This is a genomic window from Desulfosporosinus shakirovi (genome assembly GCF_020595055.1).
In the GTDB taxonomy this organism is placed as follows: domain Bacteria; phylum Bacillota; class Desulfitobacteriia; order Desulfitobacteriales; family Desulfitobacteriaceae; genus Desulfosporosinus; species Desulfosporosinus shakirovi.
In genome coordinates, this window is the sequence record NZ_JAJDOO010000001.1 from 291,795 (window position 1) to 314,757 (window position 22,963).

Below are 22,963 nucleotides of genomic sequence, written 5' to 3' on the forward strand. Positions count from 1 at the left end.
CCTGCCTAAAAGATCCCTCTCGTAAATCGCATCAATGCAGGGGCAAAAACCATTATCCCGATCACAACTGCTTGGATCGCGGTAACTAAAACAGCCCCTGCCGCAACATCTTTCGCAATTCCTGCTAGAGGGTGATAGTTCGGTTGCACCATATCAACCACCGTTTCAATGGCGGAATTCATGACCTCCGCACTAATGACGCTCCCAATCGCCAAAATAAGAATCAACCATTCAAACCGTGTAACCCTGCTCCACCAAGCAAAGAGCAAAACACTAATACCTGCAACTACGTGAAACTGCATGTGCTTCTGAGTCCTCACAGTGTATATCATTCCACGCCAAGCTTGCTTTAGGCTACGCAAAAACCCCGGTTTATGATGAATCCCCATCTGTTATCCCTCCGTTTGAAGTTATAAGCTCTTAGCGTATTGCTATACTCTCTCTAACTTCAACTTAGCCATTACCTCTTCTTCTTTACTGCGCATTTCTTGTTGATCATTCTCTTCTTCATGATCAAAGCCTAATAAATGGAGAGTCCCATGGACAGCCAGGTATACAATCTCCCGCTCGAAGGAATGCCCATATTCCTGCGCTTGATCTCTTGCCCGTTCGACAGAGATCACAATATCCCCAAGCATCTCGTCCTCTTCCTCAATTTCCGGTTCTTCCTTCATCTCTTCTTGTAAGGCAAAAGAAAGAACATCCGTTGGCCGATCTACTCCTCGATACTCAAGATTTAAGGCATGGATGCGTTGATTATCCACTAGCAATAGGCTTACTTCTGCCTCTTCCGAGCCATCTGACAGTCGGACAGCCTCGTTAATAGCTTTATTTAACATAGTCGCCAGCGGTTCACGCTGTTCCTTCAAGATCGATTCTTCTTCCCAAGAGATATCTATGATCACACAATTTCGAGCAAACCCTCCTATGAGCCGGAATGTGGTCTACCCTTCCCCCTTTCAAATTTCAAATTTCAAAATCAGCTTGTTTTTATCATCTTACGATAACCTTTGTTAATCTTCTTCCTAATTTCATTGTGCCTGTTTTTTCCTAACCTTATCTATCCTTCTCGTGAAACTATATTTTCAACTGTTCCCTCAGGACTTTCCGGTTGCTTTTCCTTTTGAGAGCTTGCCTCATCCTCTTGACCCACTTCTTCCACAAGTTTCTTATGCATTGAATGATTATTACTCTCCTTAATACTTGGCATCTCCGGATATTCGACCCGAGAGTGGAAAATCCCGCTCAAAACACGTACAAAGGCCATTGCAATCCGGTCTAAGTCCTGAAACGTCAAATCGCACTGATCCAGTTGTCCGTCGTTCAGTTTGTCTTTGATAATCTTCCGAACAAATCCTTCGACCCGCCCTGGAGTTGGTTGTTTCATAGATCTTACAGCAGCTTCGACATTGTCCGCCAGAGCAACTAAGGCTGCCTCTTTGGTCTGGGGTTTGGGACCTTCATAATGGAAAGTTTCCTCTGGGACATTTTCATATTCCTCAAGAGCCTTATGGTAAAAGAAGCTTACCAGACTGTCTCCATGGTGCTGAGCAATAATATCTTGGATCTGCACCGGAAGTTTATTATCCTTCGCCAGCTCCAGCCCATCTTTGACATGAGAGGTGATAATCAACGAGCTTAGAGTGGGAGCGATCTTATCATGAGGGTTATCTTGGGTAAATTGATTTTCGATAAAAAAGTAAGGACGTTTCAACTTGCCAATGTCATGATACATCGATGCAACTCTAACCAACGTAGCATCCGCTTGAACGGCTTCCGCAGCCGCTTCGGCCAGATTGCCTACTAGAATACTGTGATGGTATGTCCCCGGAGCCTCCAACAATAAGCGTTTCAGTAACGGTCGATTAGGGTCGGATAGTTCCAATAGTCGAACGGATGACGTAATATGAAATCCTGACTCAAACCAATGTAAGGCCCCCACTGTCAAAAACGAAGACGCTAAGCCATTGACAATCCCTAAGATCACACCAACCACCCAAACAGCTAAACGCATGTCTGAGGTTAACGCAATCCCACTGATCACCAAAACGTTAACGGCAGATACAAATATCCCTGCACGCGCCAAATCAGAACGCTGACTTAAACGAGAAACACTGTAAACACCGACAATCCCGCCAAAGAGCGCCACTACGCCTGAATGCAGGCCGAAAGAGGTCGAAAGAGCAGGATCCACTAAAACAGATACAAAAACCGCTAAGACCAAGGAAACCATAATAGCTATATCCACGCCAACTAGAATCGCAACTGTCATGGTCGCCCAAGCTATTGGAATAAGAATACCTGACAAACTATTAAAGTCAGTCCCCAAATTTAAAGCGATCACTGCTCTCCCAATGGCCAAAACCAAACTAAGAGTAAGTCCGATAAGCACAAGCCGGTTAGTCATTCGGAATATATCCCTTTTATACTGAAATAAGTATAGTAAAATCGAGCCCATTCCAATAAGCACAATCATGGCAATACCTGCCACTGATTTCCCTGTATTTTGGTTGTTAATCAAACCATAGGCAACCAGTACTTCGTAAATTGTCTCATCGACAATATCACCAACCCCCACGATTTTTTGGTTAGCCTTGTAATGAAGTTCCTCCTGCTTTATTGCAGTTCGTGCTGCCGCACGCAACACATCCATAGTTGCTTCATCCACGATCAAGGTTGGTTGCGTCAGTTCTCGGTCTACGAAGGCCTTAAAAAAAACTTTAAAATCTTCATTCAATTCGGACTGGTCTAAATCTGCTTTAGTCCGATCACGAAACGCTGGCATATCTTCGCTAGTCCGAGCTCCAATCTCCAAACTGCGTGCTTTGTTTAAGATAATATCTCTGCCGGTTTTTTCGGCCTTATCTAATTCATCGGGCACAGTTTCAATCAGAGACGTTAATAAACTCTCCGGCAAACTCGCGAAAGACTCTAATTTCTTAAGTTCGCTGATGTTGTTATCATCTGAGGCCTCGCGCAGTGAGATAAACGCATTTCCGACTTCTTTGGTCAACAAGGTCAAATACTCCTCATCCGGCTTATACACGGGCGGAACAGCCTTTGCCGCAGCTTCCTTATCTCGAGTATACTTTGCTTGATCTACAATAACCCTGGTCCACGGTGCAGTAATAAGCTGAGGACTAGGCTCTCCTACTTCTAAATGCAATGTAGATACAAAAATATTGGAAGATAACAAAACTGTAAGCAACAGAAAATACATCACCCCAACAATGGCCCGCAACCAAGTGGTGTGATGTTTAAGCCAATCAAAACGGCTAGACAGCTCATCCCAGATCGTTTTGAACATTTTTATCTTCAATACCATCATCCTTACTTCCCAATGCCATACCTAGGGTTCACGCCTTCCCCATTGGCAAAATATATCGCTGCTCCTACGGATTGGCATATACAGCCAAATCTTCGTAGGTTTCTACTTCTACTCTAACTCGTTCTGAATCGGAGTTGTTAGAAAGAACCTTCACTGTTTCTAACACGATTGGAACTCCCAGCGTGATCTTTTTCCGGACTTCGGCCCGAGCTGCTTGTTCAGCTAGTTGGCGAGCTTCATCAACAGAACGTTCAATATGCAAATTACGAAGTTCTATATGATTCACTCTTATACCTTCGACAGGAAAACGCCAATTCCTCCAGAGTTTTAAAGATTGACTGATCTCTTCTTGGCGAGATTGCTCAAACGGAGAATTCTGTATTGTTAGCATTATAACGCGGGAACCAAATTTTATACCTCTTCCCGTGGCAACTCTTCCACTTTCCTCTACTTTATCCTCAATTAATGGAATTTGAGCTTCAGCACTATACCATACTCGTGCTCGGACAAACCCTCTGGCCACTGAGACAGGGGGGGTATCTTTTGAAGTGCTCTGATTATTTTCAGGGCTCTTAATTAAGACTTGCCCAGCCCGAACGGTTTCCCCCTCATGAACCAGCGGCGTCCCCTCAATCACCATAATTTCCTTAACTATCCCTGCACGACTAGCGACAAGGTTCCCTGCCTCATTGGGAATTGACGGACGTATTTTCTCCGATACTTTGATTTCTATATTCGTCCCATGACGTTCTATACCTATCCACGCGGCATCAGGCAGTTGTTCCTGAAGTGTTTTGGCAATCCCGTTTAAATTTAATTCCTTCGAATACACCCATGTTTTAAGCCCAAGATTTTCAGCCCGTTCAAGTACTTCTGGAGTCATAAGATTCTTGTTTCCCGACACGGAAATTGAAAGCACAAGTTGAGACAGAATCGTCAGTACAGAAGCAATAATTAAAATCCCCAGCAATAGTCCTTTTCTTCGCCACCAACGCGCAGCAACAAAAGGCCAGCCATATTTAGCAACAATATGTACCCTTGTACGTGTCTGGCGTGCGGCCTTGCGCAACCGCCGAAAATCTGCAAGCTTAATCTGTGCCCGCATCCCCCGCTCAGATTTTTGGGTATGATAAAGAACGATACCGTCTCTTGAGACTAGATTAACGAAACGCGCTAATTGCTCTCCCCGTGCGAGGAAAAGAATTCGCCCATGCCAGAACGTTCGCAACCATTCAAACATTACTTTATCTCCCCTCCGCCAAACGAAAAGGAAGACAATTCCCCTTCGATCTGCAGTTCTGTAGCTAAGATAACCTTAAGCATTAACCCCTTTCCTCTAAAAAAGATATCACCCTCCGCAGTTTCCAGTCGTATTTCTTCCTCTGAAAAGTTAAGAATACTGCTGTAATTCTCAATCATTATTTGCCTTCGTCCAGTTATCGTAATTTTAGGACCTTCTCCCACTACATCCGGTGGAAAATCCAAAACTTCTCCAACGCTGGTCTGTATTTTCTTGAACAAAAAAAGCCCTCCCTTCTCTGGATATTTATGAAAGGAAAAGCAATAATAGTCCAAGCCTTGATCAAATTGTTTTAAACATTTTAGAAAAATCGTATAAAAGAGGCCCAGTTACTTCCGTAACTGGGCCTCTTTTACTAAGCATAATTAAGCTTATGCCCCAAGGATTTCCCGAACGATCTGATTGACAATTTTGCCATCAGCCCGTCCTTTAGTCTTAGGAGTTAATGCCCCCATGACTTTCCCTAGGTCTTTAATGCTTTGTGCCCCTAGTGTGGTAACGGTCTCTTGAACGAGTTTGCGAATGTCCCCTTCGGAAAGCTGTTGAGGAAGGTAATCCATTAGAACGACTATTTCCTCTTCCAGAGCCTTAACCTTATCGGGGCGATCCGCTTGCCCGAAAACTTCAAGCGCATCCCGACGTAGCTTCATTTCGCGTGCTAAAACTTCGATGACTTGCTCATCGTTAAATTCAATTCTCTTGTCGATCTCAGCATTTTTTATGGCAGCCCTAGCCATTCGGATGACGGAAAGTCTAACCTTCCCCTCCTCTTTGGCCTTCATGGCAGCCTTCATATCCTCAACCAAGCGATCTTTCAGGGTCAATTCGAGACACTCCTTACTTGAACTTGCGTTTACGTGCAGCTTCAGACTTTTTCTTTCTCTTCACACTTGGTTTCTCATATGCCTCGTGCTTACGAGCTTCTGCACTAACACCTGCCTTTTGACAAGAACGCTTGAACCGGCGGAGTGCGGCATCAAGGGATTCATTTTTACCAACTTTGACTTCACTCATTGTCTATCCCTCCCTCCACTGGATCATCACAAATATACTTCATTATTATACTGGATGAAGTTGGTCGCGTCAAGCTCACTTTAGTCGGAAGACTGGTTATCTCAACCGATCTAACTCAAATCATCCCTAAACATCATCCAATTCTAGCGTTCAGGGCCTGACCACCGAGTAAATGAAAATGCAGGTGCCCCACGACCTGTCCCCCGTCTGTCCCAGTATTGGCAACCACTCTGTAGCCAGATTCTGCCACTCCAAACTCCCCTGCAAGCCGTCGGATGATCCCAAAAAGATGGCCGATTAACCGTTCATTTTCGGGGGTTACATCATTGAGACTGCGCAAATGTTTTTTAGGAATAATTACCAAATGCACAGGAGCTAACGGCTGAATATCTTTGAAAGCAATTAACTCATCATCTTCATAAGCGATTTCACTGGGAACCTTACCAAGGGCTATTTGACAAAAGATACAATCTGACATTTGTATTCATTACCTCCCATATCTTATTCACCTTAAACAACTAGATTGACAACTTCACAATCTTTCTTTCAGAGGATTTAAGAAAATTTGATATGATTTTCCTCCAACACAACAGTGACAAATTCTCCTGAGACCCACTGCTTGCCATCCGCACGCGTAGGAATTTCCACCTGAATATAATGAGGAGTATGCCCAACAGCACATCCTTTTAAATCAACTCTTTCGATCAATACATCCACAGGTTTTCCAATAAAACTGCGACTAAACTTTGCCTGACTATCCCGTGCAACCACTAAAAGCTCCTTGACCCTTTGATCCTTTAATTGCTTCAAAACCTGATCCGGATAATCCGCTGCAGGAGTCCCTTTCCGCTTAGAATATGGAAACACATGAATGCCGGAAAAATTACAAGACTTTACAAACTCCATAGTAGAGGCATGGTCTTCATCCGTCTCCCCGGGAAAACCGACAATTATGTCAGTCGTCACAGCAAGATTCGGAATCCGCTGTCGAAGTCTTGCCAATAAGGCACTGTACTCCTTTAAATCATAGGGACGATGCATACGAGCTAACACATTATCGCTTCCACTCTGAAGGGGTATATGCAAATGAGGACAGACTTTATCCGACGAAGCAATGCCTTCAATCAATTCAGACGTATATTCCATTGGCTCAATTGAACTCAGCCGCAAGCGGCAGAGACCAGGAATTTTTTCCAACTCCCCTACTAAACGAGCCAAATTCCAATCTTCATGCAAATCCTCACCATAGAATCCTGTATGAATACCCGTCAAGACAATTTCCGGATACCCCTCCTCAACCAACCGCCGAGCCTCAGCAATGGCATTCTCAGGGCACCGACTGCGTAAAGGCCCTCGGGCATAAGGAATAATACAGTACGTACAAAACTGATTGCACCCTTCCTGAATCTTCAGCATCGCCCTCGTCCGGTGCTCTTCACTAAGTTGCGGAAGCTCTTCAAACTCCTCAGCATCCCAAATCCCCCGCACAGCATTCTGAGGCACCTTCTCCGCCTTAACTTTCTCTATCCATTCCAGGATTTTCGCGCGATCCTGAGTCCCGAGAACCAGATCCACTCCTTCAATTCCTAAAACTTCCTCCGGAGCCGTTTGAGCATAACAACCCATGACTACCACAACACTCTCGAGGTGAGCCTTAATCATCCGGCGAATGACCTGACGGGATTTACTGTCACCAGTATTCGTCACAGTGCAAGTATTAACAACAACAACATCCGCTTCCTCTTGAGCACTAACCACTTGATACTGCGCCTCTCGAAAAAGTTGAGCCAACGCTTCGCTTTCAGTTTGATTCACCTTACAGCCCAGTGTGACGAAACAAACCGCTTTTTGTGGTTCGACCATTGAATTTTGACTATCATAGGGCATTAAATATTCCACCTTTTTCCGTGGTTCATGGTTTACTGTCTCCAAAGCAGACATCCGCGCTGCCTGTGAGCCAAGCCCACTTCTCGCCTCAGTCTCGAACAACTCCCCAAACTTGCATAGAAGGCCGCACATGAAATGTGCCTTTTCCCAAACAAACGTCTCCCCCGTTCCCAGCCCCGGGACGCAGTGTGATACATCAGCGACGTCTTTACGTAAGCAGAATAGCAAACTTCCGTTCAAGCGACCCCACATACGGGGCAGTGTACAGGGATGTACACTGCCGCCAGTGAGCCACGGACGGCTCATCTGGCGGGCAAAGCCAAGAGCTTGAACGATTAGTTTGCTCTGCGTCGTATGACCGAGCTATGTACACACAAGTCCCCTACCCGATATCCCCAAAATGCCCCAACACCAACGTAAGGGTTGCCACAGCTGCAGTCTCCGTCCGAAGAATCCTGGGTCCCAACGAAACACTTTGCGCACCCAGGTTTTCTTGCGCCCAAGCTACCTCAGTCTCTTCAAACCCGCCCTCAGGGCCAATGATTACAGCAGTCGGGTGTTCAGCCTTCATCGTTCCAAGCACAGAGGTCAAGCGCTGCGTCTTCTCTTCCTCATAAGGAATAAGCCACTGAGTATTCTCAGGTAAATGTTTTTTAAGCTCCTTCCAATCACACACCTCAAATATTTCGGGTTCTTGTACCCTATGAGACTGTTTTGAAGCCTCGGAGGCAATTTTTTGCCAACGAAGGACCCTGTCCTGAGCTTTTTTCCCTTCAATATGCACGATAGAACGTTTAGCGCGCAAAGGAATAAGCCCTGCCATTCCCAACTCAGTTCCTTTCTGAATTACCCATTCCATCTTTTCCCCTTTGGAAAGGCCTGCCACCACAAAAACCGAGGTATGAGCTTCTACATCCGGTTGATCGGTACTGAGAATTCGACAGGTGACACTTTTATCCTCAATATTATCAATAACACTGGTATATTCCCGCCCAGTATTATCATAACCCACCACCAAATCTCCCGGGGAAAGTCGGAGGACACGAACGAGATGTTCTCGTTCCGCATCACGCAGCCAAAAAACATCTCTGCCCAGTTCAGTAATTTTAAACCGATTCATTAAGCCCACCTCGCTCGAAATAAAATCCAGCCAGAATCTTCGACACGTTCTATAATTTTAAATCCTGCTTCCTTTAGGGCAACTTCAACTTCATCGGCCCGATTGTCAATAATTCCGGACGCCAAAAACTCACCATCCTGATGTAATAAACGCTTCAAATCCGGCAGTAACATTAAAATTACGTCAGCAATAATATTGGCAATAACAACATCTGCCTGTCCGGCAAGCACAGTCCCCAAATCTCCCCGTAACACTCGTACTCGATCATTCACATTATTCAAAGTAACATTTTCTTGAGCCACCCTGATTGCGACCGAGTCAAGATCCACCGCATCTACCTTCGCCCCGAGTTTTGCCGCTGCAATAGCAAGAATTCCAGAACCTGTTCCCAAGTCGAAAACCATGTGCCCCGGTCTTATAATGTCCTCTAACGTCCTTAAACATAAGGTTGTGGTAGGATGGGTTCCCGTACCAAAGGCCATACCCGGATCAAGCTCAAGAACCACATCCTCAGGCTTAATATTAACTTGCTCCCAAGTTGGTTTAATCAGAAAATGCTTGCCAATATGCAATGGTTTAAAATAGGCTTTCCAGGCAGTTTCCCAATCCTCTTCCTTTAACGAGAGTCCCTTACTTAAAATAAGCCAGTGAGGATAACGCTCAATGAGCTCAAGTATTCTTAAATCGATCTTATTCAGCTTATCCGTCAGTTCATCATCCTCTGGAAAGTAACCCTTAACCACACAGGTTCCGGTGAGTTCCACCTCTTCAAAAGCATGGTAATCCCACTCACCGGATTCCATGTAGCTTAATAAAAGTTCCGGATCTTCCACGCTGACACCAGGACAACCCAACTCATAAAAAAGATCGGCAACAGTTTCCTCTCCTTCAGATGAAACTGTTACCGCCACTTCACGCCAATCCATAGTTTATACTCCTTTTTTACCCCATTGCATCGCGAAGGTTTTCTTTGAACTTCTCGAACAGGGACTTTTTACCCATTTGTTGTTGTTCAGAAGTAACTTCCCCGAATTCACGCAAGAGTTTCTTTTGCTTTTCATTAAGCTTAGTTGGAGTTGTCAAAACTACTCGAACATGCTGATCCCCGCGGCCGCTTGCTCGGCGACGTGGTACACCATGCCCTTTAAGCCGAAAGATCGTAGCCGTTTGTGTCCCTTCTGGGACTTTCATCTTAACAACCCCATCTAGGGTAGGAACATCGATTTCCGCGCCCAGAGCCGCTTGAACAAAGGTAATCGGAATCTCGCAATAAACGTCATTTCCGTCACGTTCAAAGAACTTGTGTGGTTTAACCTGTAAAACGATATAAAGATCTCCAGGCGGCCCGCCTTTTGCCCCGGCTTCACCATCACCGCTCAACCTCAAGTTTAAGCCGTCTTCAGACCCTTCAGGAACACTAATCTTAATGGTTTTAACCTTGCGGACCTTCCCTTGTCCTTGACAGGTAGAACATGGGCTGCTGACAGTGCGACCTTCACCTTGACAGGTTGGACAAGTTCTTGCTGTTTGAATTTGACCAAAGGGTGTTCGTTGAGTGACCTTAACTTGCCCGCTCCCATGACATTGAGAACAAGTCGTAGGATGGGTTCCAGGTGCAGCCCCCGAACCCTGACAATCCATACAAGTTTCATCCCGCGGAATCTGGATTTCTTTTTCTACGCCAAACACCGCTTCTTCAAAACTCAAAGTCATCGCATAGCGCAAATCGGAACCCCGTTGCGGACCGCCGCGCCGTTGTCCTCCGCCGCCTCCGCCGAAAAACATATCAAAAATATCGCCGAAGCCCCCAGCGTCTCCAAATCCACCCTGACTGGGATCTGCATGACCAAATTGATCATAACGCGCTCTCTTCTCCGGATCACTTAAAACATCATACGCATCAGTAACTTCCTTAAACTTCTCTTCCGCTTCCTTATTACCCGGATTGACATCCGGATGATATTGACGGGCTAATTTTCTATAAGCCTTTTTAATCTCCTGTTCACCGGCATTCCGCTCGACCCCGAGCACTTCATAATTATCGCGTTTCATTATTTCCCTCCACACTCCTGCTTAACCCATACTTAGACAGTAAAGTTCTATAGTATTATATGATCCTTCGGCCTGAAGCACAAGGAAATATCCAATTTAATGGGAATCTATTTCAACTTTTCTACAAACAAATGCGGGCACAAAGGCCTTCCAAGCCTTTGCACCCCCAAAAATATCCTAAATAAAATATCACCAAGTCACCCTTACGAAGCGAAAACACCCAATTATCCATCATATTGACTTCAATCAATCAAGTTGAGAGCGCAGCAATTCAACTTCACCCCAGGCGTTCCCATCCCCTGTCGGTCTTAGCCCTCGTCGACCAAACTCTCGTCGATTCCTGCCCCCGTCGACCCCAGACAGGCTGGAGTGAACTTGCGGAGCGAATCCATCAGGCAGAGTCGCAATCAATCGCGCTTACATTACGAGGCGCCAGCGTGGCACAGGTTCACATGCAGTAAGCCCAGAGGTTTGCCTAAGCTCGCCTCGTAATCAAGCGTGATAGCGGCGGCGCCTTGGGTGAGCGGAGCAATTTCACTCCAGCCCTCCCTCGTCGGCCCTTACCCCCGTCGACCCCAGCCAGGACGGAGTGAACTTGCAGAGCGAATCCATTAGGCAGAGTCGCGATCAATCGCGCTTACATTACGAGGTGCCAGCGTGGCACAGGTTCACATGCAGTAAGCCCAGAGGTTTGTTTGCCTAAGCTCGCCTCGTAATCAAGCGTGATAGCGACGGCGCCTTGGATGAGCGGAGCAATTTCACTCCGTCCCCCCGGACGACCCCAAACCCCTTTATTGATCCTTCTTCACTTCAGTGAACTCAGCATCCACAACATCATCATCTTTTTTAGAAGGCTCAGCTTCAGGTTGTGCCCCAGCATTTGGATCTTGAGCCGCTTGTTGTTGATACATCTTTTCAATATAAGGGTGAAGAACTTTATTCAAAGCTTCAGTTTTAGCATTAATCTCTTCAACACTTTCACCGGCACCCGCTGTTTTCAGCTCTTCCAGCGCCTTCTTGATGCTTTCAACTTCGGCAGCATCACCCTTACCTTCAAATTCCTTCAGAGTTTTCTCTGTTTGATAGCCTAGGGAATCCGCTTGGTTCTTAGCATCGATTAACTCTCTGTGTTTCTTATCTTCTTCTGCGTGAGCTTCAGCATCTTGCTTCATTTTCTCGACATCTTCTTTGGAAAGACCAGTAGAAGAAGTAATTGTCACTTTTTGTTCATTTCCGGTAGCCACATCTTTAGCCGAAACGTGAACAATACCGTTGGCATCGATATCAAATTTGACTTCGATTTGTGGAATACCGCGTGGTGCAGGAGGAATTCCTGTCAATTGGAAACGTCCCAGAGTCTTATTGTAGCTTGCCATTTCACGTTCTCCTTGGAGCACATGAATGTCGACAGAGGTTTGATTGTCGGCAGCGGTTGAGAATGTCTGAGATTTCGTGGTCGGGATGGTCGAGTTACGATCAATGATCCGGGTAAATACTCCACCAAGGGTTTCAATCCCTAAGGAAAGCGGAGTAACATCCAACAAGATCATATCCTTAACTTCCCCACTGAGCACGCCCCCTTGAATAGCCGCACCCATGGCGACCACTTCATCCGGATTAACGCCTTTATGAGGATCTTTACCGCTTAATTTCTTAATAGCTTCCACAACTGCAGGGATACGAGTAGATCCACCCACTAAAATAATTTGATCAATTTGGTTCCAAGACAGTTTAGCATCTTCAATCGCTTGGCGTGTAGGTCCAATGGTGGATTCTACAAGGTCCGAAATGATTTCTTCAAATTTAGCTCGTGAAATATTCATATCCAAATGTTGAGGTCCTTCTTCCGTCATTGTAATAAACGGAAGGTTCACGTTAGAATTTGTAACACCGGAAAGCTCAATCTTAGCTTTTTCCGCAGCTTCTTTCAAACGTTGAAGAGCAACTCGGTCTTTGGAGAGATCTGCGCCATGACTTTTCTTGTATTCTGCTACCATATAATCAATTAAGCGTTGGTCAAAATCGTCTCCACCTAGGTTATTATTCCCGCTTGTAGCTTTCACTTCAACCATACCTTGGCTTAATTCGAGAATTGATACATCAAAGGTACCGCCTCCCAAGTCATACACCAAAACCGTTGAATCATCCTTTTTGTCAAGACCGTAGGCAAGCGCCGCTGCCGTAGGCTCGTTGATAATCCGAAGGACTTCAAGTCCCGCAATGGAACCGGCATCTTTAGTAGCTTGGCGTTGGGCATCTGTAAAATAAGCAGGTACTGTAATGACCGCTTGAGTAACCGGTTGCCCGATATAAGCTTCAGCATCTGTTTTGAGTTTTTGGAGAACCATTGCAGAAATTTCTTGAGGGCTATATGTTTTATCATCAATTTTCACTTTGAAATCTGTGCCCATATGACGTTTAATGGAACTGACAGTTTTATCAGGATTAGAAACGGATTGGCGTTTAGCTACCTGTCCGACCAGTCGCTCACCAGATTTAGAAAAACCAACGACAGATGGAGTTGTACGATTTCCTTCCGCATTAGGAATGACAACAGCTTCTCCACCTTCCATAACTGACACGCAAGAGTTAGTTGTACCTAAGTCAATACCAATAATTTTACCCATTATAATCTTCCTCCTTTAACTAGTTCGAAACTTTTACCATGCTGGGACGCAAAACTTTTTCTTTAAGGTAATACCCTTTTTGTAGTTCTTCTACGACAGTATTTTCAGGATGTTCATCAGACTCAACTCGGAGCACTGCATCATGAAGATTCGGGTCAAAAGGTTGCCCCGTAGCCTCGATTACCTTGAGTCCTTCCTTATTAAGCGCAGTTTGCAATTGACGAAAAATCATTTCCACCCCTTGAGAAAAAGCATTAAAATCGGGGTTTAATTCAGCTGAACTTGCTGCCCGTTCAAAATTGTCCAGAACAGGGAGCAACTCAACCACAAGACGTTCAGACGCATATTTAACGATATCTGTCTTTTCCTTCTGCGTCCGCTTTCGATAATTATCGAATTCGGCCTGTAATCTTAACAAATGATCGTAATGCTCATCTACTTTAGCTTTGGCTTGGGCAAGCTCCGCCTCCAGCGTCATGATTTTTTCTAAAGGACTCATATCATCGCTGCCCAGACTATCTTCTCCCGGAGGATTCTCAAGGTCACGCTCTTGCGCATCCCCCACTTGGTCCTCATCCGCACTAAGCTTTCGGCCTCTGAGAGTTTCTTCTCTCATTCGCGCCATGCATAATCACCTCTCGCAACTTAATCATCATAAGTTTTTTTATTTATATAGAATGAACCCAAAGGCTCAGTCACCGCATATCAAACAATAACCCATTTCCTGTCGTTCCCAACTCCCGCTCAGCCTTCGTGACCCTCGTCACCGCCTGTGTTTCGTTAAAACTTCCGTCAAACTTCGTGTCATAAAATCAACAATAGCAATGACTTTGGCGTAATCCATACGGGTTGGCCCCAGTACGCCCACCGCCCCGATCATTAATCCATTTACTTTGTAGGTTGCAGAGATTATGCTGCAATCACGAAATTCCTTCAATGTATTTTCTCCACCAATAGTCACATTTAGTCCTTCCTGGCGGGGGGTTAATACTTTTTTCAAGGACTCGTTCTCTTCAAAAACTTTGAACAAGGTTTTAACTTTGCTCAAATCCTTGAATTCCGGTTGATTGAGCATATTGAGGGTTCCCCCGAGATGGATACGCTCCTCGTCCTCGTTATCATCCAATATAGCTCTTAACATATCTAAAGCGTTATCTATAAGGAGTCTTTGCCTCGACAACTCACTGTAAATTTCATGAAGAATACTGCGTTTAACCTGACCTATGGAATACCCGCGCATTTTCTGGTTAAAGACTCCAGCCACTTGCTGCAGTTCTTCCGCCGTCAGATTCTCGCCGACATCAATAATATGATTTTCCACCACGCCATTTTCTTTGACAATCACCATAATAACCTGACCCGGTTGATACGGCAGAAAATGCATTTTTCCGAAAGTACTCTTCCCTTTATGCGGTCCCAGGACAAGACTCGTTAAGTTTGTCAGCTCAGATAATAATTTGCTGGTATGAGCTATAACTTCCTGGAGCTCATTGATTCTTTTCGTACTCTCACGCTCGATTATCTCCATATCCTCAGGATTAAGTACTTGAGGATCCATCAGACAATCCACAAAGTATCGGTACCCTGCATCCGAAGGTATTCGCCCTGCAGAAGTATAGGGTTGTTCAATAAACCCTAAATCTTCTAAGTCAGCCATTTCATTTCGGATAGTAGCTGAGGATACACCCATATCAAACTTACGTGCAATCGTTCGAGAACCAATCGGTTCAGCGGTAGCAATATAATCCTGAACTATCGCTCGCAATATTTTTCGTTTGCGCTCATCCATTTGCATACATGCTTCCCCGCTTTCTTAACTGATCCCCATCTAAAGTACCTAGATACTTAACAACAATCAAGCTATGTTTTTCGTTGTTAGCACTCTCCATCGATGAGTGCTAACAGTTGATGTCTTCACATTACCACGTCATTTTCGCTTTGTCAAGAATCATTTTAAAGATATTAAACTCACATAAAAGGACCTAAACAAATTCTTGTAAGATAGAGTTTGCCACAAAAGCATATTTGGGATTTAAGCATAAATAATTACCCTTGACCATGATGAAAATATCATCATTTTTATAGCGTTCCAAAACAGATCTGTAAATATCCCTAAGATCCGCTCCAAAATCATTTTCAAATGTTTGGAAATTGACTCCCTCCTCAAGACGCAAGCCCAAAATCATGCGCTCTGCCATACAGTCGCGCAAAGATAAAACCTCTTTCCCTGACTCATCCAAAGGGCTCTGCCCCTTGCGCAACAGGTTTTCATAAGCATATACTTCTTCGATGTTTTTCCAGCGCACCCTGTTCAAACAAGATACCCCTCCCGGGCCAAGGCCTATATAATCCGCCCCCCGCCAGTACCCTAAGTTATGTTGACATTCATAGCCAGGACGCACAAAATTCGAGGTTTCATATTGCCTGTATCCGGCTTGTCTTAATCGCATCACAGCCCATTCATACATCTCGGCCTGCAGATCCCCATCCGGAAGTAAATCAACCTGCATTGCGCCAGTGGAGTCGAGCACAGTCCCTCGCACCTCTCGTGAATCACCTTGTTCCCCGCTGGTTTCTCCTGCGTATCGTTCATAAAGCGGCGTTCCCTCTTCCAGCATTAACCCATAGAGGGACAGGTGTTCAGGGGAATAGGAGAGAGCTTCTTCCAAAGAAGTCTGCCATAACTCCATAGTTTGGCCGGGAAGCCCAAACATCAAATCCAGATTAAGATTCTTAAACCCTGCCTCTCTCAATCGTCTGATGGCTTCACGAGCTTGCTTAGCAGTATGAATTCGCCCCACAGCGCTTAACAATTGGTCGTTAAAAGACTGTATCCCCAGAGAAAATCGGTTAATCCCGTGATTCCTTATCAGTTTGGCCTTCTCATCCGTAATAGTCCCCGGATTCCCTTCCATCGTTTGCTCCACTCCCATGCCCATAGGAAAATACCGTTGAATCATCTTAAGCAAGCGTTCCAGATCGGTCTCCTTCAATGCAGTCGGAGTCCCGCCACCAATAAAAAGAGAAGACACCCCTTGAGGGGCATCTTTTTGCATCTTTGCCATCTCTATTTCTAAACCCTCTAAATACACGGAGATAAGATCCTTGGGAGAATCCATCAGGGAATGAGAATAAAAAGCACAGTAATCGCATTTTCGGATACAAAATGGAACGTGAACGTATAAAGACGGCATACGAACATACACTCTTTCCCTTGTTTTTTATGCTGCCCTAGCATCATGCCTTATCATAGATTCTTCGACTAACAGACCTCTTGGCTAATCAATTCCTCGACCATCAATCCTCGATCTGCAATACTGCCATAAAAGCGTCCTGGGGAATTTCCACACTGCCTACTTGCTTCATACGCTTTTTCCCTGCTTTTTGCTTCTCGAGCAGCTTTCGTTTCCGGGAAATATCTCCCCCGTAACATTTAGACAAGACATCTTTTCTCATGGCATTAACTGTCTCACGGGCAATGACTTTATTCCCGATCACAGACTGGATCGGAATTTCAAACATCTGTCTGGGGATGATGCCGCGCAGTTTCTCAACAAGCTTCCTTCCCCGATTATAAGACTTTGCTCTGTGGACGATAAATGAAAGCGCATCCACCATTTCCCCATTCAAAAGGACGTCTATCTTGACGAGATCCGTTTCTTTATAACCAGACAGTTCATAGTCTAATGAAGCATACCCTTTGGTTCGTGACTTTAATTGATCGAAGTAATCGAAAACGATCTCACTCAATGGAAGTTCATAAATCAGTTTCACACGACTCTTAGACACATAGTCCATAGCGGAATAGGTTCCGCGCTTTTCTTGATTAAGCTCCATGATCGCCCCCACATACTCAGAGGGAACCAAAATCGTGGCATTAACGATGGGCTCTTCTATACTGACAATTTGGTCCACCGTGGGGAGATTTGAGGGATTATCGATGTTTAAAACTTCCCCTTTTAATGTGGTCACCTTATAAATTACGCTGGGTGCCGTAGTGATCAAATTGAGGTCATATTCCCTCTCCAACCGTTCCTGAATAATCTCCATATGGAGTAAGCCGAGAAATCCGCACCGAAAACCAAAGCCCAAAGCAATTGAGGTTTCCGGCTCAAAAATCAGACTTGCATCGTTGAGATGAAGCTTTTCCAAGGAATCGCGAAGCCGATTATAATCGCTGGCCTCTACTGGATAGAGTCCACAAAACACCATGGGAGTGGCCTTCCTGTAACCGGGCAGGGCTTTATCAGCGGGGTTATCTGCATCCGTAATTGTATCTCCAACCTGAGTATCCTTGACATTTTTGATACTTGCACAGATAAATCCGACTTGCCCGGCTCTAAGCTCTTCGACAATACGCATCGAAGGAGCAAACACTCCTACCTCAGTTACTTCAAAGGTCTTTCCACTGGACATCATTTTCATCGTCGTACCCTTAGTAACTCGTCCCTCTACAATCCTGACATAGGAAATAGCACCTTTATAGGCATCAAATTTCGAGTCGAAGATTAAGGCCTTCAGAGGCGCCTCATCATCTCCCTTGGGGGGCGGAACCATAGCCACGATCCTCTCGAGGATCTCTTCAATTCCAACTCCTGTCTTTGCCGAAGCCAGAATAGCCTCACTGGCATCTAAACCAATGACATCTTCAATTTCCTGTTTAACCCGCTCAGGCTCCGCACTGGGGAGATCGATCTTATTAATAACCGAAATCAGCTCCAGATTATTATCTAAAGCTAAATAAACATTAGCCAAGGTCTGGGCCTCAATTCCTTGAACCGAATCAACAACCAACAGGGCACCTTCACAGGCTGCTAAACTGCGGGATACCTCGTAGGTAAAATCGACGTGACCCGGCGTATCAATCAGATTAAGCTCATAAATTTTCCCATCATGAGCCTGATAATTTAACCGCACGGCCTGCAGTTTAATCGTAATCCCACGTTCACGTTCTAAATCCATGGAATCAAGAACTTGCGCTTCCATTTCTCGTTTACTCAAGGCCCCGGTATATTCAATCAGCCGGTCAGCTAAAGTAGATTTGCCATGATCGATATGTGCAATAATTGAAAAATTGCGGATAAGTTGTGACGCCTGTGCCAAGGTCCTGTCCTCATTTCTATAATCAAGTTTTAAGCTAGCAAACTTAGATATTCTAAATACTAAGTATAACAGCTTAAGGGGGAATTTCGCAAGAATTCTTTGCTTAACATAATTCAATGCTGAATATATAGCCATAATCAATATTCAAATTAAGTCCCATCCCTTTCGCCGTGCTCAGGCACAGAAATTAATACTACGCAATTATATTATCCCCCTCCCAACGAAGTGTTCCTTTAAGATAGACAGCTCAGGCAAAACACCTCTTAGCGACAGTATCGTTGAGGGCCTAAGCTTCGACGATACTGTCTCCAAATGCTTTCATATCTGAAGTCTTGATATTCAGACACAGGGTAATCGAGTTCACTTTCGTCAACTGCTAAATCGTTTAAGCATGAAAAAAGAGCTGTCGAAACAACTCATAGTTTGGTTAGCCTAACAGCATTATTATTATTATTATTTGTAAGCGTCTAATAAAAATTTAAGGTTCAAATTTATAAGGTCAACCTCTTTTTAAAACAGGAATCCATATTTCACTTTTGAACGTTGGAGAGGTTACATCTTTATGCTCGTTCCATAAGATTTCTGGTCCTTCTATTTGTTCATAGTTTGAGGATGGGAACCATTCGGAATAAATGCGTCCCCAGATATTTTGCAACGTCTCAGGAAATGGCCCGACTGCTTCAAAAACAGCCCATGTTAAGGGAGGCACATCAAGCTGGGTTAAGTTATCCGGACACTCCTTAGTTGTCGCTGCACCAATATAGTGATCAAGCTCCCCTTTTTCCTCCATCCTGCTTTCTGGAAAGTTTGTCGATGCACTAATCAGTCCCATGGGCTCGACATTAGACAGTTCTTTAAGTTTATTGATCATTTCACCATCTAAACTTTTCCACATAGATGCAATCTCTGGATTAACCCCGTTGAACATTATAGGAACCCTTTTCGTAATACCAACTATGCTAAATGCCTCTTTTTCTTCAATCCGATAGTTCATTTCAATTCCTCCTTTAATTGATAACTGGAAGGTCATTGGTGGATAAGCTTTTAAAGATTGACCATTATTTCTGGCTTTTGACGGTGTTACACCATGCAAACTTTGAAAAGCTCTTGTGAAAGAGTCTGCTGAGCTATATCCATATTTAACGGCAACATCAATAATCCTTAAGTTACTGTTATTAAATTCAAATGCCGCAAGAGTAAGGCGTCTACGGCGGATGTATTCCGACAAAGTAACACCGGCAAGAAAAGAAAACATCCTTTTAAAATGATATTCCGAGCAATAAGCCCGTCTCGCCACTTCTTTGAAGTCAATATCATCCGTAAGGTTTTCTTCAATATAGCTTAATGCGCCATTCATTCTTTCCAGCAAATCCATTTATCTGACCCCCTCTCACCAATAGAATAGCAGAAATTAAATTATCTATCCGACACTTCGTGCACAGATATGTAGGCTCAAGCAACTTCAACGGACAACCTATTTTTAAATTATTATTACGAAAGCTTAAGACCCGCAACAAATACTATTGCGCAATAAGGAACACCCACAAGAAGTGGGCGTCTCGGAATTGATTAACAATAGCCTTCATCACTGAAAGGCTCTTCTCACAGGATCGCTTAACCAACCACTTCTTTAGCTTTAACCAAAATTAGTTGATTCAACTTATCCGCATCTTCCTGTAAGGAGACAATCTTACCTTTAATACTTTTAAGAAATGTCTCATCATTTATGGAACTTAAATTAATCTTAACGTTGAATATCGCCCCTTGAAAACCTGCATAAGCCGTGACCCCGGAAACCGCTGCGTCACAGGCCGTGTTTGGGTTGCCGATTGTTAAGACTCTGAGCGAAAGTTTCAGCACTTCAACACAAGACTCAGCTACTTTAAGGGGTAAAAGGGTTGCCTGTATTGTAGCCCCTTGTATTCGTTCTGACCTTAGAGTTTTCTCAGCATCCGTTTCCTTCGGTAATTTATAAGCCTTCATGACCTCAACAAAGGAATCCGTGTCCCCATCAATATAATCCATTAAATCATTTTTTAAGGCCAGCCCTTTTTGCTTTATTTCGGAAATTTCCTCTTGAACACTGCTAAACTTAGGCTTACCTTCTGTAAAATTGCAAACCATAATACTCAAGGCTGCCCCTAATGATCCGGCAAGCGCCGCCGCACTCCCTCCGCCGGGAGCCGGGGAATTACTCGCTAACTCTTCCACAAATCCACTCACTGTCTTGTTAATTAACATAAACTTACCCCCCTAATCGTTGTTCGATATTAGTCTTCAGCTAAATTCTCTTCGAAAACCTGTTTGCGGTCAAAGTTCTCTAATCGCAAATAGAACTCAGCCACATCCAGGAGCGCCTGCAAGGGAGTCACCCCCACTAATTCACTTCCAATAATACTCACACCATACCGAGCTGCCTCGGATTTCACTGCCTCAAAAACCCGGAACAGGGGAGTGCCTGTATAATTAACCATATTAATAGACACTTGGGCAACATCTCGATCCTCCAGCATCACTCCCATGGCTCGGACATACTTGAATCCTCCCTTAACTTCACGGATGGAATCAGCAATTCTTTTCGCAATACTGAGATCATTGGTACCCAGATTAATATTGTAAGCCACCAAGAATTGACGTGCACCAACCACGGTAGCACCAGCTGTAGGATGCAATTTAGGTTGACCGTAATCAGGATGTCGTTCAGGTTTACTTATTTCAGCCTTTAAACCCTCATACTCGCCTTTCCTAACATCAGGCAGCCTTTTTCTGTTCGGTACTTTAGCTGCTTCCTCATACAAATAAACAGGGATACCCAGCTTGCCTGCAATCTCAGAACCCAGTTCATTGGCCAGCTGAACACATTCTTCCATGCTAACCTCTTTAACAGGAATAAAGGGAATGACATCCATTGCTCCAACCCGCGGATGCCCTCCTTGTTGTTGCTCCATGTCAATCAATTCACTCGCCTTGGCACAGGCATTAAAGGCGGCAAGTTTAACACTTTGGGGTTCCCCCACAAAGGTTACGACTGTTCGATTATGGCTGGCGTCAGGCTTAACATCCAGAAGTTTTACCCCCTTGACCTTTTTAACCTCCTCTACGATGGCCTCTATTACTTCCGGACGGTGCCCCTCACTAAAATTCGGTACACATTCTACGAGTTTTCCCATTTTATTCTTGACCCCTCTCAAATTTAAAATACAAAGTTTATTGCTGTGTGCAAATTAAGATTCCATTTGTCCTAAGTATTGATACATTATGTGTCCTCTCTCGGTTAAGTAATCCAATCCGACCAATTCTACACTAAATGACAAAAACCTCCTTTTCAAGCAATTTGCTTAAAAGAAGGTTTTTGTCGTTTGTTTTTGTCACTAGCCAAGTTTTCTATATCTGTCATGAGCTTAACACAATTCCTAAGAATTCCTCTTCCTCCAGGGGCCTATTGAGTTGCTTAATTCTATCCAGGGCTTTACCTAACAGTTCATTAACCGTGTCTTGATCACAGTCCATTCCTCTTGATTTGAGCAGCCGTACAACGTTCTTAGACTTGATGTGCTTGCCAAAGGTAGTTGAGTGCTTCCTGCCTACGCTCTCCGGCGGGAAAGTCTGATAGTTAGCATAGTCCTTCTGTATCCCATCAATGTGAATAGCAGAGGTATGAGTAAATACGTCAGATCCAATAATCGGTTTTGCCCGAGGAATCTTACGGTCAGATGCTGCGCTTACTATTGAGGCAATTGAATTTAAGCGTTTAAGGTCAAGTCTCACCTCTTGCTTAAGACAGTATTTCAGAGCAACCGCAACTTCTTCGAGGGCAGCATTGCCGGTTCTCTCTCCTAAGCCTCCTACCGTAACACTTACCGCTTTAAAACCCGCCTGAACCGCTGCCAGAGAATTAGCCGTCGCCATTCCTAAGTCGTTATGAGCATGAAGTTCTAAGGGTATTCTCGATAGCTTTGCTAATTCTTGTAAGGTAAAGAAAACCTGCAGTGGCTCAAGGATACCCATGGTGTCAGAAAATCGAATTCTATCAACCCCTAATTTTTGAGCCTCCAAAATAATCTCTTTAATAAAGTTCAAATCTGCCCGACTGGCATCTTCCAGCCCGAGAACGATATAGCCTACTTCTTGCTTGGCATTGCGCACACATTGGCCCATCTGATCGAGAAGCCAGCCCCGATCCTTATTTAACTTATACTTAATTTGCTGTTCAGAAGTGGGAATGCAAATGGCAACTCCCTCGACACCAGTTCGATAACTTGCCAAGAGATCCGATAAAACCACGCGATTCCAGGTGATTAGCCGAACCGGCAACTTGAGAGCGACCAACTGAGAAATTTTCTTCTCTTCGGCACCACCCATAGCTGGTACTCCTACTTCCAACTCATCAATTCCAGCGTCCACCAAGGCCCGGGCAATCATTTCTTTCTCCGGCCAACCGAATGAAACTCCGGGAGCCTGCTCTCCATCCCTTAGGGTTGTATCGCATAATAAAACCCGTTGCGCCATCTTAACTTTAACCCCTTTCTTAT

21 protein-coding genes are annotated in these 22,963 nt (G+C 44.5%); all 21 read right to left on the minus strand.

Annotated features, from left to right (window positions below; genetic code table 11):
- Positions 1–5: 5 nt before the first annotated feature.
- A complete protein-coding gene (locus LJE72_RS01485; RefSeq protein ID WP_229245517.1) occupies positions 6–389 on the minus strand; it encodes a diacylglycerol kinase family protein in 384 nt (127 codons plus the stop codon).
- A gap of 42 nt (positions 390–431) precedes the next feature.
- Complete coding sequence (ybeY, locus tag LJE72_RS01490; protein ID WP_229245528.1) at positions 432–905, minus strand: rRNA maturation RNase YbeY; 474 nt, start codon at positions 903–905, stop codon at positions 432–434.
- A 155-nt stretch (positions 906–1,060) separates the two neighbouring features.
- Complete coding sequence (locus LJE72_RS01495; protein ID WP_229245530.1) at positions 1,061–3,328, minus strand: HD family phosphohydrolase; 2,268 nt, start codon at positions 3,326–3,328, stop codon at positions 1,061–1,063.
- Between the two features lie 64 nt (positions 3,329–3,392).
- A complete protein-coding gene (yqfD, locus tag LJE72_RS01500; protein ID WP_229245532.1) occupies positions 3,393–4,568 on the minus strand; it encodes a sporulation protein YqfD in 1,176 nt (391 codons plus the stop codon).
- Positions 4,568–4,849, minus strand: a complete 282-nt coding sequence (locus LJE72_RS01505; protein WP_229245534.1) for a YabP/YqfC family sporulation protein — start codon at positions 4,847–4,849, stop codon at positions 4,568–4,570. Before LJE72_RS01505 ends, yqfD begins: the two co-directional genes overlap by 1 nt.
- Before the next feature lie 150 nt (positions 4,850–4,999).
- On the minus strand, positions 5,000–5,452 hold the full coding sequence (locus LJE72_RS01510) for a GatB/YqeY domain-containing protein (RefSeq protein WP_073028649.1): 453 nt from the start codon (positions 5,450–5,452) through the stop codon (positions 5,000–5,002).
- Between the two features lie 13 nt (positions 5,453–5,465).
- On the minus strand, positions 5,466–5,642 hold the full coding sequence (gene rpsU / locus LJE72_RS01515) for a 30S ribosomal protein S21 (RefSeq protein WP_014904736.1): 177 nt from the start codon (positions 5,640–5,642) through the stop codon (positions 5,466–5,468).
- A gap of 133 nt (positions 5,643–5,775) precedes the next feature.
- The gene (locus LJE72_RS01520) at positions 5,776–6,120 is read right to left on the minus strand and encodes a histidine triad nucleotide-binding protein (RefSeq protein WP_229245536.1); all 345 of its coding nucleotides are present in this window, start codon (positions 6,118–6,120) and stop codon (positions 5,776–5,778) included.
- A 77-nt stretch (positions 6,121–6,197) separates the two neighbouring features.
- Positions 6,198–7,529 (minus strand): tRNA (N(6)-L-threonylcarbamoyladenosine(37)-C(2))-methylthiotransferase MtaB, encoded by a 1,332-nt coding sequence (gene mtaB / locus LJE72_RS01525; RefSeq protein ID WP_229245937.1) that lies wholly within the window; start codon positions 7,527–7,529, stop codon positions 6,198–6,200.
- Positions 7,530–7,911: 382 nt separating this feature from the next.
- A complete protein-coding gene (locus LJE72_RS01530; RefSeq protein ID WP_229245538.1) occupies positions 7,912–8,649 on the minus strand; it encodes a 16S rRNA (uracil(1498)-N(3))-methyltransferase in 738 nt (245 codons plus the stop codon).
- Positions 8,649–9,575, minus strand: coding sequence for a 50S ribosomal protein L11 methyltransferase (prmA, locus tag LJE72_RS01535; protein WP_229245547.1), 927 nt, complete (start codon positions 9,573–9,575; stop codon positions 8,649–8,651). Before prmA ends, LJE72_RS01530 begins: the two co-directional genes overlap by 1 nt.
- A 16-nt stretch (positions 9,576–9,591) precedes the next feature.
- Positions 9,592–10,701 carry a molecular chaperone DnaJ gene (gene dnaJ, locus LJE72_RS01540; RefSeq protein ID WP_229245549.1) on the minus strand — a complete coding sequence of 370 codons (1,110 nt, stop codon included), beginning with the start codon at positions 10,699–10,701 and terminating at the stop codon, positions 9,592–9,594.
- Between the two features lie 791 nt (positions 10,702–11,492).
- Complete coding sequence (dnaK, locus tag LJE72_RS01545; protein ID WP_229245564.1) at positions 11,493–13,328, minus strand: molecular chaperone DnaK; 1,836 nt, start codon at positions 13,326–13,328, stop codon at positions 11,493–11,495.
- Between the two features lie 19 nt (positions 13,329–13,347).
- Positions 13,348–13,953 (minus strand): nucleotide exchange factor GrpE, encoded by a 606-nt coding sequence (grpE, locus tag LJE72_RS01550; RefSeq protein ID WP_229245565.1) that lies wholly within the window; start codon positions 13,951–13,953, stop codon positions 13,348–13,350.
- Between the two features lie 138 nt (positions 13,954–14,091).
- On the minus strand, positions 14,092–15,123 hold the full coding sequence (hrcA, locus tag LJE72_RS01555) for a heat-inducible transcriptional repressor HrcA (RefSeq protein WP_229245566.1): 1,032 nt from the start codon (positions 15,121–15,123) through the stop codon (positions 14,092–14,094).
- Between the two features lie 187 nt (positions 15,124–15,310).
- Positions 15,311–16,522 (minus strand): radical SAM family heme chaperone HemW, encoded by a 1,212-nt coding sequence (hemW, locus tag LJE72_RS01560; RefSeq protein ID WP_229245576.1) that lies wholly within the window; start codon positions 16,520–16,522, stop codon positions 15,311–15,313.
- Positions 16,523–16,625: 103 nt separating this feature from the next.
- On the minus strand, positions 16,626–18,431 hold the full coding sequence (gene lepA / locus LJE72_RS01565) for a translation elongation factor 4 (RefSeq protein ID WP_229245584.1): 1,806 nt from the start codon (positions 18,429–18,431) through the stop codon (positions 16,626–16,628).
- A gap of 499 nt (positions 18,432–18,930) precedes the next feature.
- Positions 18,931–19,806, minus strand: coding sequence for an AraC family transcriptional regulator (locus LJE72_RS01570; protein WP_229245586.1), 876 nt, complete (start codon positions 19,804–19,806; stop codon positions 18,931–18,933).
- A gap of 239 nt (positions 19,807–20,045) precedes the next feature.
- Positions 20,046–20,672, minus strand: a complete 627-nt coding sequence (locus LJE72_RS01575) for a cyclodeaminase/cyclohydrolase family protein (RefSeq protein WP_229245587.1) — start codon at positions 20,670–20,672, stop codon at positions 20,046–20,048.
- 29 nt (positions 20,673–20,701) lie between these two features.
- Positions 20,702–21,601, minus strand: coding sequence for a glutamate formimidoyltransferase (ftcD, locus tag LJE72_RS01580; protein ID WP_229245589.1), 900 nt, complete (start codon positions 21,599–21,601; stop codon positions 20,702–20,704).
- 223 nt (positions 21,602–21,824) lie between these two features.
- Positions 21,825–22,940, minus strand: a complete 1,116-nt coding sequence (locus LJE72_RS01585) for a homocitrate synthase/isopropylmalate synthase family protein (RefSeq protein ID WP_229245591.1) — start codon at positions 22,938–22,940, stop codon at positions 21,825–21,827.
- Positions 22,941–22,963 lie beyond the last annotated feature (23 nt).